The sequence below is a fragment of the Mesorhizobium sp. M1078 genome (assembly GCF_040318615.1).
Lineage (GTDB): Bacteria > Pseudomonadota > Alphaproteobacteria > Rhizobiales > Rhizobiaceae > Mesorhizobium.
Genome location: NZ_JAMYMP010000002.1, coordinates 37,609 through 50,368, shown reverse-complemented (window position 1 = coordinate 50,368; position 12,760 = coordinate 37,609). Strand labels below are relative to the sequence as shown.

The 12,760-nt window shown below is 62.8% G+C and carries 16 protein-coding genes; 11 read left to right on the top strand and 5 right to left on the bottom strand.

The window, feature by feature from the left end:
• Window positions 1–66: 66 nt before the first annotated feature.
• Both NKH38_RS04395 and NKH38_RS04390 read left to right on the top strand, forming a co-directional pair.
• Window positions 67–876 carry a TlyA family RNA methyltransferase gene (locus tag NKH38_RS04395; protein WP_352760736.1) on the top strand — a complete coding sequence of 270 codons (810 nt, stop codon included), beginning with the start codon at window positions 67–69 and terminating at the stop codon, window positions 874–876.
• Entirely contained in the window at window positions 873–2,108 is a 1,236-nt protein-coding gene (locus tag NKH38_RS04390) for a class I SAM-dependent RNA methyltransferase (protein ID WP_023668426.1), read from the top strand. The genes NKH38_RS04395 and NKH38_RS04390 overlap by 4 nt, the downstream gene beginning before the upstream one ends.
• A 66-nt stretch (window positions 2,109–2,174) precedes the next feature.
• On the opposite strand, the gene NKH38_RS04385 is transcribed toward NKH38_RS04390, so the two are convergent.
• The 5 genes from NKH38_RS04385 to NKH38_RS04365 all read right to left on the bottom strand — a co-directional run bounded on the left by NKH38_RS04385 (window position 2,175) and on the right by NKH38_RS04365 (window position 5,652).
• A complete protein-coding gene (locus NKH38_RS04385) occupies window positions 2,175–2,564 on the bottom strand; it encodes a type II toxin-antitoxin system VapC family toxin (RefSeq protein WP_023692077.1) in 390 nt (129 codons plus the stop codon).
• A complete protein-coding gene (locus tag NKH38_RS04380; RefSeq protein WP_081732289.1) occupies window positions 2,551–2,826 on the bottom strand; it encodes an AbrB/MazE/SpoVT family DNA-binding domain-containing protein in 276 nt (91 codons plus the stop codon). Before NKH38_RS04380 ends, NKH38_RS04385 begins: the two co-directional genes overlap by 14 nt.
• A 77-nt stretch (window positions 2,827–2,903) precedes the next feature.
• Window positions 2,904–4,316, bottom strand: a complete 1,413-nt coding sequence (gene tldD, locus NKH38_RS04375) for a metalloprotease TldD (RefSeq protein WP_352760732.1) — start codon at window positions 4,314–4,316, stop codon at window positions 2,904–2,906.
• A gap of 210 nt (window positions 4,317–4,526) precedes the next feature.
• Entirely contained in the window at window positions 4,527–4,994 is a 468-nt protein-coding gene (locus tag NKH38_RS04370; RefSeq protein ID WP_352760730.1) for a YbjN domain-containing protein, read from the bottom strand.
• A 73-nt stretch (window positions 4,995–5,067) separates the two neighbouring features.
• The gene (locus NKH38_RS04365) at window positions 5,068–5,652 is read right to left on the bottom strand and encodes an invasion associated locus B family protein (RefSeq protein ID WP_023668422.1); all 585 of its coding nucleotides are present in this window, start codon (window positions 5,650–5,652) and stop codon (window positions 5,068–5,070) included.
• Window positions 5,653–6,015: 363 nt separating this feature from the next.
• Here NKH38_RS04365 and coxB point away from each other — a divergent pair, with 363 nt between their 5' ends.
• From coxB to NKH38_RS04320, 9 genes are all read left to right on the top strand, one after another.
• On the top strand, window positions 6,016–6,912 hold the full coding sequence (gene coxB / locus NKH38_RS04360) for a cytochrome c oxidase subunit II (protein WP_050485823.1): 897 nt from the start codon (window positions 6,016–6,018) through the stop codon (window positions 6,910–6,912).
• Between the two features lie 38 nt (window positions 6,913–6,950).
• Window positions 6,951–8,603 (top strand): cytochrome c oxidase subunit I, encoded by a 1,653-nt coding sequence (gene ctaD, locus NKH38_RS04355; protein ID WP_023668420.1) that lies wholly within the window; start codon window positions 6,951–6,953, stop codon window positions 8,601–8,603.
• Window positions 8,604–8,673: 70 nt separating this feature from the next.
• Entirely contained in the window at window positions 8,674–9,618 is a 945-nt protein-coding gene (locus tag NKH38_RS04350; RefSeq protein ID WP_352760726.1) for a heme o synthase, read from the top strand.
• Window positions 9,615–9,770, top strand: a complete 156-nt coding sequence (locus NKH38_RS04345) for a cytochrome c oxidase system small membrane protein (RefSeq protein WP_023668418.1) — start codon at window positions 9,615–9,617, stop codon at window positions 9,768–9,770. Before NKH38_RS04350 ends, NKH38_RS04345 begins: the two co-directional genes overlap by 4 nt.
• Before the next feature lie 8 nt (window positions 9,771–9,778).
• Complete coding sequence (locus tag NKH38_RS04340; protein WP_023692073.1) at window positions 9,779–10,405, top strand: cytochrome c oxidase assembly protein; 627 nt, start codon at window positions 9,779–9,781, stop codon at window positions 10,403–10,405.
• A gap of 1 nt (window position 10,406) precedes the next feature.
• Window positions 10,407–11,288 (top strand): cytochrome c oxidase subunit 3, encoded by an 882-nt coding sequence (locus NKH38_RS04335; RefSeq protein WP_023668416.1) that lies wholly within the window; start codon window positions 10,407–10,409, stop codon window positions 11,286–11,288.
• A 76-nt stretch (window positions 11,289–11,364) separates the two neighbouring features.
• Window positions 11,365–11,505, top strand: coding sequence for a L,D-transpeptidase family protein (locus NKH38_RS04330; protein ID WP_023735578.1), 141 nt, complete (start codon window positions 11,365–11,367; stop codon window positions 11,503–11,505).
• A 13-nt stretch (window positions 11,506–11,518) separates the two neighbouring features.
• Window positions 11,519–11,905, top strand: a complete 387-nt coding sequence (locus tag NKH38_RS04325; RefSeq protein WP_023685423.1) for a DUF983 domain-containing protein — start codon at window positions 11,519–11,521, stop codon at window positions 11,903–11,905.
• On the top strand, window positions 11,902–12,657 hold the full coding sequence (locus tag NKH38_RS04320) for an SURF1 family protein (RefSeq protein WP_352638735.1): 756 nt from the start codon (window positions 11,902–11,904) through the stop codon (window positions 12,655–12,657). The genes NKH38_RS04325 and NKH38_RS04320 overlap by 4 nt, the downstream gene beginning before the upstream one ends.
• Window positions 12,658–12,760: the final 103 nt, after the last annotated feature.

The window sequence follows — 12,760 nt, the reverse complement described above, 5'->3', positions numbered from 1 at the left end:
CCGGGTCTCGACGTCCTCCTATGCCAATGTCCTTGCCTTCGCGGCCGGCTTTCGCCATGAAGGCCGATGAACTCCCCTCTGCCAGCCAGCACACGCCAGCGGCTCGACGAATTGCTCGTCCAGCGCGGCCTGTTTGCGAGCCGCTCGCGCGCCCGCGACGCGGTCGAGCGCGGCACCGTGACGGTCGACGGCGTGGTCGCCCGCAAGCCCGGCCAGACGGTTCTGCCGCACTGTCACATCGTCATCGACGACCCGGCGCAGGGTTATGTCTCACGCGCGGCGCTGAAGCTGATCGCCGGGCTCGACCATTTCAGTCTCGATCCCGCGGGCAGTGAAGCCCTCGATATCGGCGCCTCGACAGGCGGCTTCACCCAGGTGCTGCTCGAACGCGGCGCGGCCCATGTCACTGCCATCGATGTCGGCCACGGCCAGATGCATCCCGGTGTCTCGTCCGACCCGCGCGTCACCGTGATCGAGGGCCTCAACGCTCGCGAGCTCGCGGCTGCCGATCTCGGCGGCCGTATCCCCGATTTCATCGTCTCCGATGTCAGCTTCATCTCGTTGAAACTGGCGATGCCACCGGCGTTGGCATTGGCACGGGACGGCGCTCGTGCGGTGTTTCTGGTCAAGCCGCAATTCGAGGCCGGCCGCGAGGCGATCGGCAAGGGCGGTCTTTTGAAAGACCCTTATGACGCCGCCCGTGTGGCCGGCTTGCTGCAGGAATGGCTCGAAGGCGTCCCTGGCTGGCGTACATTGGGTCTGCACATGTCGCCGATCGAAGGCGGCGACGGCAACCGCGAATTCCTGCTTGCCGGGATCAAGGATGCCGGGATCAAGGATGCCGGGACCAAGGATGCCGGGATCAAGGACCGATGAGCACGGGCTTCACCATCAAGAGACTGGGTTCGCAGGGCGACGGCGTCGCCGAGACGGAAACCGGCGAGCTGTTCATTCCCTTCACCCTGCCCGGCGAGACCGTCACCGCCGCGCGCGAGAGGGATCGCGCCATGCTGATGGCGGTATTGGAGACGTCGCCGCTGCGTATCGATCCGGCCTGCCGGCATTTCACCGAATGTGGCGGCTGCGCCGTCCAGCATCTGCAAGCCGACGCTTACCAGCAATGGAAACGCGACAAGGTCGTGCACGCTTTGAAAGGCATTGCCGGCGACATCGGCGCCCTGGTGCCGTGTGCGCCACACACACGCCGCCGCGTCGTGCTTGCCGCCAGGCGCGCCGACACAGGCATGCTGCTTGGCTTCCATCGCCATCTGTCGCCGGAAATCATCCCCATCGAGGAATGTCCGATCTCGCTGCCGGAGATCGTTGCCGCGCTCGATCGCTTGAGGTCGGTCGCCGACCTGGTTTGCGCCACCACCAAATCGTTCCGGATGGCGGTCACTGTGACGGGCTCGGGGCTTGACGTCGCTGTCTATGAGTCGGGCAAGCTGGGCGAGAACCAGCGCCGGGTCGCCTCCAACTTCATCATGGCCAATGGCTTTGCCCGGCTTTCGATCGACGACGAGATTGTCATCGAGCCGAAAAAGCCGGTGGTCATGTTCGGCACCGTCGCTGTCGCCATACCGCCTGGCGCCTTCCTGCAGGCAACGCAAGCCGCCGAACAGACGATGGCCGATCTCGTTGGCGGACATCTGAAGCGTGCCAGGAAAGTCGCGGATCTTTTCGCCGGCTGCGGCAGCTTTGCGCTTCGGCTGGCGGCCAAATCCGAAGTCCACGCGGTCGAAGGCGACGCGGCAGCCCTTTCGGCGCTCGACCGCGGATCGCGCTTCGCCACCGGCCTGAAGCGGGTAACCGGCGAACGCCGCGACCTGTTCCGGCGGCCGCTGACGTTCAAGGAGCTGAATGCTTTCGATGGCGTCGTCTTCGACCCGCCGCGCGCCGGCGCCGAGGACCAGTCGAAGCAGATCGCCCGCTCGGATGTGCCGTTCGTCGCCGCCGTCTCCTGCAATCCGGTGACGCTGGCACGCGACCTGCGCATCCTGATCGACGGCGGCTACATCTTGAAGAGCGTCACGCCCATCGACCAGTTCCTGTGGTCGCCGCATGTCGAGGCCGTGGCGCTGCTGGAGAAGCCGAAACGGCGACGTTAATCCGCCGATTTTCACAAGGCCGTGCTTGAGTTTGCCGCCCCCCGCAAGACGTAGCCGGCTGGCAAACTAGCCTTCGCGAACGCTTTCGTACCCGGCCGCTTGTGCGGCCTTGATGAACTTACGGTCGAAGGACACAAATGCTGAGCAGTGCGAGGACTTGCCCAGATGGAGCGCATCGGCGAAATCCATTCCCGTCTCGGCTAGATCGACCGCGGAAGAGACGATCGCAGCATCCTCTATCTCGACAGTGGGAAGCCCGCCGAACACCCGCAGCGCATTGACGATCGAGGCCTGATCATAACCATAGCCGCTGCGCAGCACCCACTCAGCCTCCAGGATCACCGTGACGGCGACGAAAACGGGCTGACCGTCGATCAGCCGCCGGGCTCGCGGTGACTGCTCGGGATCGTCGTTCGTCAGATACCTGACGACAACGTTGGTATCAATCGCGAGCATGGCGCCGCCGTGCTTCAGCAAGGACGGCCGCGTCCATCTCCTCCAAGGTCTTCGGTCTGCCACTGTGCGGCAGGACACCAAAGACATCTTCTGGTCGTGTCGGGGCAAAGGCAGGCGCCGGTCTCAAAAGTACACCGTCCGGTGTGTCTTCGACCTGCAGGCGCGTGCCCGCGCCCCAGTCCCTCCGTTTGCGGATAGCGCTGGGCAGGATGACTTGTCCCTTGGTCGAGACGGTCGTTATGAGTTTTTCGGTCGCAGCCATCGCGAAGGACCTTTGCGTAAGACGAACGTAAGATAGCCCTATCGCGGAAGGTATTCAAGCCGACCGGATTCGTATCCTCAAACCCTGGTGCCGCCGACCGTCATCTGGTTCATCCTGAGATGCGGCTGGCCGACGCCGACCGGCACGCCTTGTCCGGCCTTGCCGCACATGCCGATGCCGGTGTCGAGCTTCATGTCGTTGCCGATCATCGACACACGGTGCATGGCGTCCGGTCCGTTGCCGATCAGCATGGCGCCCTTGATCGGCTGCGTCACCTTGCCGTTCTCGATCATGTAGGCCTCGGTGCAGCCGAACACGAACTTGCCTGAGGTGATGTCGACCTGGCCGCCGCCGAAGGATACGGCATAGATGCCGTTCTTGACCGAGGCGATGATCTCGTCCGGCTCCATGTCGCCTGCCGTCATATAGGTGTTGGTCATGCGCGGCATCGGCTGGTGCGCATAGCCTTCGCGCCGGCCGTTTCCCGTGGCTTTCATGCCCATCAGCCGGGCGTTCTGGCGGTCCTGCATGTAGCCGACAAGCTTGCCGTCCTCGATCAGCACATTGCGGGCCGAAGGCGTGCCTTCATCGTCGACGGTCAGCGAACCCCGCCGCTCCGGCATGGTGCCGTCATCGACCACGGTAACGCCCTTGGCGGCGACCTGCTGGCCGAGCAGGCCGGCAAAGGCGGAGGTCTTCTTGCGGTTGAAGTCGCCCTCCAGCCCGTGGCCGACGGCTTCGTGCAGCATCACGCCCGGCCAGCCGCTGGACAAAACGATGTCGAACGTTCCGGCCGGCGCGGGAATGGCTTCGAGATTGACCAGCGCCTGCCTGAGGGCCTCCCTGGCAGCATGCTTCCAGGCGTCCTCGACCAGGAACTCGCCGAACGCCTTGCGCCCGCCCATGCCATAGGAGCCGCTTTCCTGGCGGTCGCCGTCGCCGACGACGACGGAAACGTTGATGCGGACCAGCGGGCGGATGTCGCGCACGATCTGGCCGTCGGCGCGCACGATCTCGACATGCTGCCAGGAAGCCGCGAGCGAGGCCGTCGCCTGGCGCACGCGCGGGTCCTCGGCACGCAGCCATGCGTCGATCTCCTGCAACAGCTTGGCCTTGACCTCGAAGGAAGGCGAGGGGATCGGGTTCTCCTCGCCATAGAGATGGCGGTTGGTGCGCGCGGGTGCCGCGGCAAGCGTGCCGGAATAGCCGCCCTTGACGGTCGAGACCGCGTCGGCGGCGCGCAGCAGCGACGCCTCCGAAAGATCGCTGGAATGGGCGTAGCCGCTGGCCTCGCCGGCCACGGCGCGCAGGCCAAAACCCTGGTCGGTGTTGAAATTGGCGGTCTTCAGCCTGCCATTGTCGAACATCAGCGCTTCACTCTCGCTGTATTCGAGGAACAGTTCGCCGTCGTCGGCGCCGTTCAGTGTGTCGGCGACGATCCGCTTGATGCGATCATCTGAAATGTCGAATTGGCCGGTCAGGCTGTTCATGGCAGGTCCGCTCACAGGAGGAATGGTGTTGCCACGATGTAGGCGCGAAGACGCGCCTGCACAATCCGCAATGACGATCCGCAGCCGGACAGTGGAGCGCTAATGCATGTCGCCCAGAAGTGTGCCGCGGTTCTGGGACAACGACATGCATCAAACAAAGACCTAAAGCGCGTCGTATGAATCCGTTTCAGCGCGACGCGCTTTAGGGCTCTACTTCTCGTCCACGAACGATTTGATGTCGCTGGTCATGGAATCCCAGTTCGAGAACTGCTCTTCGAGGTAGGAGCGGGTAACCCCGCCCCTGAACATGACATCCATCTTGAAGTTCGACCCGTCACCCGAAAAGGCCTTCACCCAGCGGTATTTCTTGTTCCATTCATTGGCCTGGTCGGCCGTGAAGGGGTCGGTATAGCCCGAGGAGAACTGGATCGACTTGCACTTCTCATGGTTTTCGCAGCCATAGAAGTAGATGACATATTTCATGCCCTGAAGCCGGCCCGAGACCATCGGATCGCCGCCGTCGTCCTTGTCCATCTTGGCCGAGCCATAGCCTTTCGCAAGCTCGAAAATGACGGCCGGATCGGGCGCCGTGATGATTTCGGTATCCTCGGCAAAGGCGACGGAAACGGCGCCGGTCAGGATCAGACCGGTCGAGAAAAGCAAAGAACAAGCACGCATGATGACCCCCACAGCCAACAATCAAACCCGTGGGAATTGTGCGTCAGGAAAGACGGTTTCGCAAGCATCAAGCTCAGGGCAGGGCGGCAAAACCGTCGGCGAAGCCCTTGAGGTCGACAGGGATGCCGATGCCTTCTTCCGGCGTCTGGAAGACGATGAAGGTGGCCGACGTCCCGGTCTTCAGCGTATCGAGCAGCGGCTTTTCGAGAATGACCTCGGCATAGCAGCCGTCCTGGAAGCAGCGCACGAAATAGGCGCGGCCAATATCCTTGCCGTCGACATTGAGGCCCAGGCCATTGGGCAGCAGAACGCCGAGCGGGGCCAGCACGCGCAGGATCTCGGCCTTGTTGTCGGCGGTGCGCAGGACGACGACGGACAGTCCCATTTCCGGGCGATCCTCGGCAACGACGTTCTGCATCATCACGCATTGTTCCGAGGTGGCGCCGGCCGGCGTGTCGCAGATGATCGACCACGCGCCATGCGTTGACTTGACCGTGCCGCTGGGCTGCGCTGCATTGGCGACGCCGGTTGCGGACGAGCCGATACCGATCAGGGCGGCGAGAAAAACGACCTTCGCCCCGCTTCTCGAAAGCCAAGCGCTTTTCGAATGCCAGGCGCTCTTCGAATGCCAGGCGTTTCTCGAAAGCCAAGAGGTCATGACGGCTCCATTGCGAATCACGGCACTTTAAGCCGCGCCAAGGCCAAGTAAAGGATAGGGCGACCGCCGGTCAGCCCCGGCAGGCGCAATAATGCGCTTTTCCCTAGCAAATTCGCCCGAATTGCGACCGTCGGGCGCATTCCGGACACAAGCCCGCATAGCCTGTCTGTCGACGACCCGCGCGGGCCACGAGGCCGTCGAAACAGCGCGGCAGCACTTGCGCGCAAAAATGCCGCACGGTTTCGCCCGCTCCTTTCTTGCGGAGGGAAATAGAGTATGGTTTGAACCACCCTTGGGACTGTCCGGGATTCCCATCCCGGCATTGTTCGATATTCTTGCGTCGCGATCGCGAGGAACCGGGAGATGAAGAGGGCGATGAGAAAATTCCCAGCAAGCGCCAAATTGATGGCAACGGCAGGCGCCGCCGCCGCATTTTTCGCCGGTGCCTCCGCCCATGCGGCCCAGCCGCAGCCGTGGGAGATGACTTTTCAGCCGCCGGCGACAGACATGATGCGGCAGATCGAGTGGTTCGGGAACTACACGATGTGGTTCGTCGTCCCGATCACTGCTTTGGTTCTGGCGCTTCTCGCCTGGTGCATCTTCAGGTTCCGCGCCAGCAAAAACCCGGTTCCGTCCAAGACCAGCCACAACACGCTGATCGAGATCATCTGGACAGTCGGGCCGGTCGTCGTCCTGCTGTTCATCGCCATTCCCTCGTTCCAGTTGCTGACGGCGCAGTACACGCCGCCGGAAGAGGCCAAGCTGACCGTCAAGGTAACGGGCAATCAGTGGAACTGGGACTATGAGTACCAGACCGAGAACACGCTCTCCTTCAACTCGGCCATCCTGCAGGACGCCGACCGCGCCGCGATCGGCAAGGAAGACCGCAAGGTCTATCCGCGCCTGCTGGCGGTCGACAACGAGCTGGTCGTGCCGGTCAACACCATGACGCGCGTCCTGGTTACCGCAGCCGACGTGATCCATTCCTTTGCCGTTCCGGCCTTCGGCATCAAGATGGACGCGGTTCCCGGCCGCACCAACGAGACGTGGTTCAAGGCGGAAAAGGAAGGCATCTATTACGGCCAGTGCTCGCAGCTCTGCGGCAAGGACCATGCCTTCATGCCGATCGCCGTCCGCGTCGTATCCGATGCGCAGTACAAGACCTGGCTGGCAGCAGCCAAGACCGACCTCCCCGGCGCCAACAAGGCGCTGATGGCCGAGGTCGACGGTACCAACAAGGTAGCGGCCGCCGGCAATTGATGCCGCGGGTTAGCAAGAATTAGGGAACGGAGCCGACCATGGCAGAAGCTGCAGCTCACGACGACCACGACCACAAGCCCTATCATGGCTGGGTCCGGTGGGTGTACTCCACCAACCACAAGGACATCGGCACGCTCTACCTGATCTTCGCGATCTTCGCGGGCATCGTCGGCGGCGCGCTTTCGGTCGTGATCCGCATGGAGCTGCAGGAGCCGGGCATCCAGATCTTCACCGGTCTGGCGCAGATGGTCTATGGCATGAACGGCGATGCCGCCATCGACGGCGGCAAGAGCATGTACAACGCCTTCGGCACCGCGCACGCGCTGATCATGATCTTCTTCATGGTCATGCCGGCGCTGATCGGCGGCTTCGCCAACTGGATGGTGCCGATCATGATCGGCGCGCCTGACATGGCCTTCCCGCGCATGAACAACATCTCGTTCTGGCTGCTGCCGCCGGCCTTCCTGCTGCTCATCGCTTCGGCTTTCATGCCGAGCGCGCCCGGCGCCTATGGCGTTGGCGGCGGCTGGACGCTCTATCCGCCGCTGTCGACCTCCGGCCAGCCCGGGCCGGCCATGGATCTGGCGATCCTGTCGATCCACATTGCCGGCGCGTCCTCGATCCTCGGCGCCATCAACTTCATCACCACCATTTTCAACATGCGCGCGCCGGGCATGACGCTGCACAAAATGCCGCTATTTGCCTGGTCGGTTCTGATCACCGCCTTCCTGCTGCTCTTGTCGCTTCCGGTTCTGGCCGGTGGCATCACCATGCTGCTTACCGACCGCAATTTCGGCACCACCTTCTTCGCCCCGGATGGCGGCGGCGATCCGATCCTGTTCCAGCATCTGTTCTGGTTCTTTGGTCACCCCGAAGTGTACATCCTGATCCTGCCGGGCTTCGGCATCATCAGCCACATCGTCTCGACCTTCTCGAAGAAGCCGGTGTTCGGCTATCTCGGCATGGCCTACGCCATGGTCGCGATCGGCGCCGTCGGCTTCATCGTCTGGGCGCACCACATGTACACGACCGGCCTGTCGCTCGACACGCAGCGCTACTTCGTCTTCGCCACCATGGTCATCGCCGTACCGACAGGCGTGAAGATCTTCTCCTGGATCGCGACGATGTGGGGCGGCTCGATCTCGTTCAAGACGCCGATGCTGTGGGCGCTGGGCTTCATCTTCCTGTTCACGGTCGGCGGCGTCACCGGCGTCCAGCTCGCCAACGCCGGCCTCGACCGCTCGCTGCATGACACCTATTTCGTCATTGCCCACTTCCACTATGTGCTGTCGCTGGGTGCGGTCTTCGCCATCTTCGCCGGCTGGTACTACTGGTTCCCCAAGATGACCGGCTACATGTACTCGCCGGTGATCGCCAACACCCACTTCTGGGTCACCTTCGTCGGCGTCAATTTGATCTTCTTCCCGCAGCATTTCCTCGGCCTGGCCGGCATGCCGCGCCGCACCATCGACTATCCCGACGCGTTCGCCGGCTGGAACATGGTGTCGTCCTACGGCTCCTATATATCGGCCGTCGGCGTGGTGATCTTCCTCTATGGCGTGTTCGAGGCCTTCCAGAAGAAGCGCGTCGCCGGCGCCAATCCGTGGGGCGAGGGTGCAACGACGCTCGAATGGCAGCTGCCTTCGCCGCCGCCCTTCCACCAGTGGGAACAGCTGCCGAAGATCAAGTAAGGCAGCCCGAATACGAAACCGCCGGCCCGCCGGCGGTTTCGGCCAACGGAATGATTGGACTTATGTACGCATGGCCCTTGTCGACGACCCAATGATTGACGAAGCGGGCTTTCGCATGTCGGAAGCCATGTCGGGCGATTTCTTCGCCCTGCTGAAGCCGCGCGTCATGTCGCTGGTGGTGTTCACGGCCTTTGTCGGCATGGTCGCTGCGCCCGTGACCATCAACCCGCTGCTGGCGGTGATCGCCATCCTGGCCATTGCCATCGGCGCCGGCGCCTCTGGTGCGCTCAACATGTGGTACGACGCCGACATCGACGCAGTAATGAGCCGGACCGCCGGCCGCCCGGTACCCTCCGGCCGCATCCTGCCCGGCGAAGCCCTGAGCTTCGGCCTTGTGCTTTCGGTGCTATCGGTGATGACGCTGGGCGTACTGGTCAACTGGCTGTCGGCGGCGCTGCTTGCCTTCACCATCTTCTTCTACGCCGTCGTCTACACGATGTGGCTGAAGCGCTCGACGCCGCAGAACATCGTCATCGGCGGTGCCGCCGGCGCCATCCCGCCGGTCATCGGCTGGGCCGCGGTGACCGGAACGGTGAGCCTGGAAAGCCTCGTCCTGTTCCTGATCATCTTCCTGTGGACGCCGCCGCACTTCTGGGCGCTGGCACTGTTCAAGTCCGACGACTACGCCAAGGCCGGCATCCCGATGATGCCGAACGTTGCCGGCCAGGCCTCGACCCGCCGCCAGATCTTTGCCTACGCCCTGATCCTGGCGCCGATCGGTGTGCTGCCCTGGGTGCTCGGTTTCACCACCGCCTTCTATGGCGTCGCATCAGTGGCTCTCGGCGCCGGCTTCGTCTGGTATGCCTGGAAAGTGCTGTGCATGGCCGATAGCGACCGCGTCATGAAGCCGGCCAAGGCTCTGTTCGCCTATTCGCTGCTCTACCTCTTCGCCATCTTCGCCATCTATCTTGCCGACTGTGTCGTCGGTCGCGCTTTGGCCATCGGTGGAGCATGACCATGATCGACAAGAAGCTTGAACTGGTCACGCTGACCGAAAGCCAGAAGAAGGCGCGGCGCAACCGTTCGGCGGCGATCGGCGTCGCGCTGGCGATTCTGGTCGTCATCTTCTACGTCGCGACCATCGTGAAATTCGGCCATACCGGATGAGGCCGATGATGACCCGCCAGACCGTGACCGATCCCAGGAAGAAGAACACCAACCGCGTCGTCGCCGCCGTCTGCGTCGCCTTTTTCGGCGGCATGATCGGGATGGCCTACGCCGCGGTGCCGCTCTACAAGATGTTCTGCCAGGCCACCGGCTATGGCGGCACGACGCAGCGCGCCGAAAAGCAATATGCCGGCCGCATCCTCGACCGCGACATCACCGTGCGCTTCGACGCCAACACCAACGGCATTCCCTGGCAGTTCCAGCCGGTCGCCCGCTCGGTCACCATCAAGATCGGCGAGACCACGCAGGCGCATTACAGCGCCACCAACAAGTTCGACCGCGCCGTTACCGGCCGCGCCACCTTCAACGTGCAGCCGGAACTGGCGGGCCCCTACTTCAACAAGGTCGAGTGTTTCTGCTTCACCGACACGACGCTGAAGCCCGGCGAGACGCTGGACATGCCGGTCGTGTTCTATGTGGATCCCGATATCGTCAACGTGCCGGAACTGAAGGACTTGAAGACGATCACCCTGTCCTACACCATGTTCCCGGTCCAAAAGAACAAGCCGGTGGCGTCATCGACGCCGGACAGCAGCAGCAAAGTTTCAGATACCGAAGCAAATCTCGGGGGTTGATATGGCAGACGCGCACGCAAAACCACAACACGACTACCATCTCGTCAACCCGAGCCCGTGGCCCTTCCTGGGGTCGATCGGCGCGCTGGTGACTGCAGTCGGCGGCGTCGCCCTGATGCAGTATCTCAAGAACGGCGATTTTCCAATTTTCGGCCACAACATCGCCAATCCATGGCTGTTCTTCATCGGCCTCGTCATCGTCCTCTACACGATGTTTGCCTGGTGGTCGGACACCATCAAGGAAGCGCATGAGGGCCACCACACGCGCGTCGTGTCGCTGCATCTGCGCTACGGCATGATCATGTTCATCGCTTCGGAAGTGATGTTCTTCGTTGCCTGGTTCTGGGCCTATTTCGATGCCAGCCTGTTTCCGAGCGAAGTGCAGAATTACGCCCGCACCGCTTTCACTGGCGGCGTCTGGCCGCCGAAGGGTCTCGAAGTCCTCGATCCGTTCCATCTGCCGCTCTACAACACCATCATCCTGCTTCTGTCGGGCACCACGGTGACATGGGCGCACCATTCGCTCATCCATGGCGACCGCAAGGGCCTGATCAACGGCCTGGTGCTGACCGTCGGCCTCGGCATGCTGTTCACCATGGTGCAGGCCTACGAGTACATGCACGCTCCGTTCGGCTTCAAGGATTCCATCTACGGCGCCACCTTCTTCATGGCGACCGGCTTCCATGGCTTCCACGTCATCATCGGCACCATCTTCCTGCTGGTCTGCCTGATCCGCGCCTGGAAAGGCGACTTCACGCCCAAGCAGCATTTCGGCTTCGAGGCGGCTGCCTGGTACTGGCACTTCGTCGACGTGGTCTGGCTGTTCCTGTTCGCATCGATCTACGTCTGGGGATCGGTCGGCGCGGTGATCGAAGGCCACTGACGGCTTTCACCGAACCGACAAATCAGAAGGGCGGTCGCGGCAACGCGGTCGCCTTTCTTCTTTTCGGCGCCCGTTAATGTCCAACGGATTCGGCTGGTCGGGCTGGCTGCTTCAATTGGTCGACTGGACCGATGGCTGCATTGGGGTTACCGACTGCGACATGGACGAAATCTGGACTATGGTGCCGGATGGAACGCTGATCGAAATCGAGCCGTAAAGCATGACTATCCATGAGTGAAGATAGGGCGATCTGGCCACCCATCGAGCCGATCTCGGCCGGCCTGCACGGACGCTGCCCGCGCTGCGGCGAAGGACGGCTGTTTTCCGGCTTCCTCACCGTCGGCAAGCGCTGCAACAATTGCGGCCTCGACTATTCCTACGCCGATGCCGGCGACGGCCCGGCGGTGTTCGTCATCCTGATCATCGGCTTCATCGTCGTGGGGCTGGCGCTGTGGGTGGAGGTGACGCTGAGCCCGCCGCTCTGGCTGCATTTCATCATCTGGATACCGCTGGCCGTGGGACTGTGCCTGACGGCGCTGAGGTTGATCAAGGGGGTGCTGCTGACGCTTCAATACGCCAACAAGGCGGCCGAAGGCCGCCTGGACCAGGGGCAATGAACGAGGCTCTGACCAAGCCCGCCGGCCGCTTGCGGCCGAAGACGGCATTGCTGCTCGGCCTCGGCCTGGTGGTGTTCGTCATCCTGCTCGGGCTTGGCACATGGCAGGTGCAGCGCCTGTACTGGAAGGAAGCCCTTCTGCAGACCATCGACCAGCGCACCCATTCAACGCCGCAGCCGCTGGCGGACGTCGAGAAGGAATTCGCCGCCACCGGTGATGTCGACTACACGCCGGTCACCGTCAGCGGGACGTTCCTGCACTCCGGCGAGCGGCATTTCTACGCCACATGGGACGGCGACGCCGGCTTCAACGTCTATACCCCGCTGGCCCTCGACGATGGCCGCTATGTCCTGATCAACCGCGGCTTCGTTCCCTATGATGTAAAGGATGCCGCCAAGCGCCCGCAAGGGCAGGTGACCGGCAAGGTCACGGTCACCGGCCTGGCGCGCAACCCGCTGCCGGCCAAGCCGTCGATGATGCTGCCCGACAATGACGTGGCCAAGAACATCTTCTATTGGAAGGATCGCGATGCCATGGCGGCGAGTGCCGGCCTGCCGGCCGGTGCCGTGCTGGTGCCGATCTTCATCGACGCCGACAAGACGCCGAACCCGGGCGGGCTGCCGGTCGGCGGCGTCACCATCATCGACCTGCCGAACTCTCATCTGCAATATGCCTTCACCTGGTATGGCCTGGCGGCGGCTCTTGCCGCGGTTCTGATCGTCAGGCTGCGCCGTCCGGCAAAGACTGAATGATCCAGAGCATCATCCCGAAAAGTGGGAACCGGTTTTCGGACAAGATCATGCTCCAACAAAGAGTTAGATCAGGCTGACCATTCAACCTGATCTCAACTGCCCT

What these genes read in the sequence shown, in the direction of transcription:
- NKH38_RS04395 (WP_352760736.1), top strand. Translation starts at nt 67, where the DNA reads ATGAACTCCCCTCTGCCAGCCAGCACACGCCAGCGGCTCGACGAATTG.
- NKH38_RS04390 (WP_023668426.1), top strand. Translation starts at nt 873, where the DNA reads ATGAGCACGGGCTTCACCATCAAGAGACTGGGTTCGCAGGGCGACGGC.
- NKH38_RS04385 (WP_023692077.1), bottom strand. Translation starts at nt 2,564, where the DNA reads ATGCTCGCGATTGATACCAACGTTGTCGTCAGGTATCTGACGAACGAC.
- NKH38_RS04380 (WP_081732289.1), bottom strand. Translation starts at nt 2,826, where the DNA reads ATGGCTGCGACCGAAAAACTCATAACGACCGTCTCGACCAAGGGACAA.
- tldD (WP_352760732.1), bottom strand. Translation starts at nt 4,316, where the DNA reads ATGAACAGCCTGACCGGCCAATTCGACATTTCAGATGATCGCATCAAG.
- NKH38_RS04370 (WP_352760730.1), bottom strand. Translation starts at nt 4,994, where the DNA reads ATGCGTGCTTGTTCTTTGCTTTTCTCGACCGGTCTGATCCTGACCGGC.
- NKH38_RS04365 (WP_023668422.1), bottom strand. Translation starts at nt 5,652, where the DNA reads ATGACCTCTTGGCTTTCGAGAAACGCCTGGCATTCGAAGAGCGCCTGG.
- coxB (WP_050485823.1), top strand. Translation starts at nt 6,016, where the DNA reads ATGAAGAGGGCGATGAGAAAATTCCCAGCAAGCGCCAAATTGATGGCA.
- ctaD (WP_023668420.1), top strand. Translation starts at nt 6,951, where the DNA reads ATGGCAGAAGCTGCAGCTCACGACGACCACGACCACAAGCCCTATCAT.
- NKH38_RS04350 (WP_352760726.1), top strand. Translation starts at nt 8,674, where the DNA reads ATGGCCCTTGTCGACGACCCAATGATTGACGAAGCGGGCTTTCGCATG.
- NKH38_RS04345 (WP_023668418.1), top strand. Translation starts at nt 9,615, where the DNA reads ATGACCATGATCGACAAGAAGCTTGAACTGGTCACGCTGACCGAAAGC.
- NKH38_RS04340 (WP_023692073.1), top strand. Translation starts at nt 9,779, where the DNA reads ATGACCCGCCAGACCGTGACCGATCCCAGGAAGAAGAACACCAACCGC.
- NKH38_RS04335 (WP_023668416.1), top strand. Translation starts at nt 10,407, where the DNA reads ATGGCAGACGCGCACGCAAAACCACAACACGACTACCATCTCGTCAAC.
- NKH38_RS04330 (WP_023735578.1), top strand. Translation starts at nt 11,365, where the DNA reads ATGTCCAACGGATTCGGCTGGTCGGGCTGGCTGCTTCAATTGGTCGAC.
- NKH38_RS04325 (WP_023685423.1), top strand. Translation starts at nt 11,519, where the DNA reads ATGAGTGAAGATAGGGCGATCTGGCCACCCATCGAGCCGATCTCGGCC.
- NKH38_RS04320 (WP_352638735.1), top strand. Translation starts at nt 11,902, where the DNA reads ATGAACGAGGCTCTGACCAAGCCCGCCGGCCGCTTGCGGCCGAAGACG.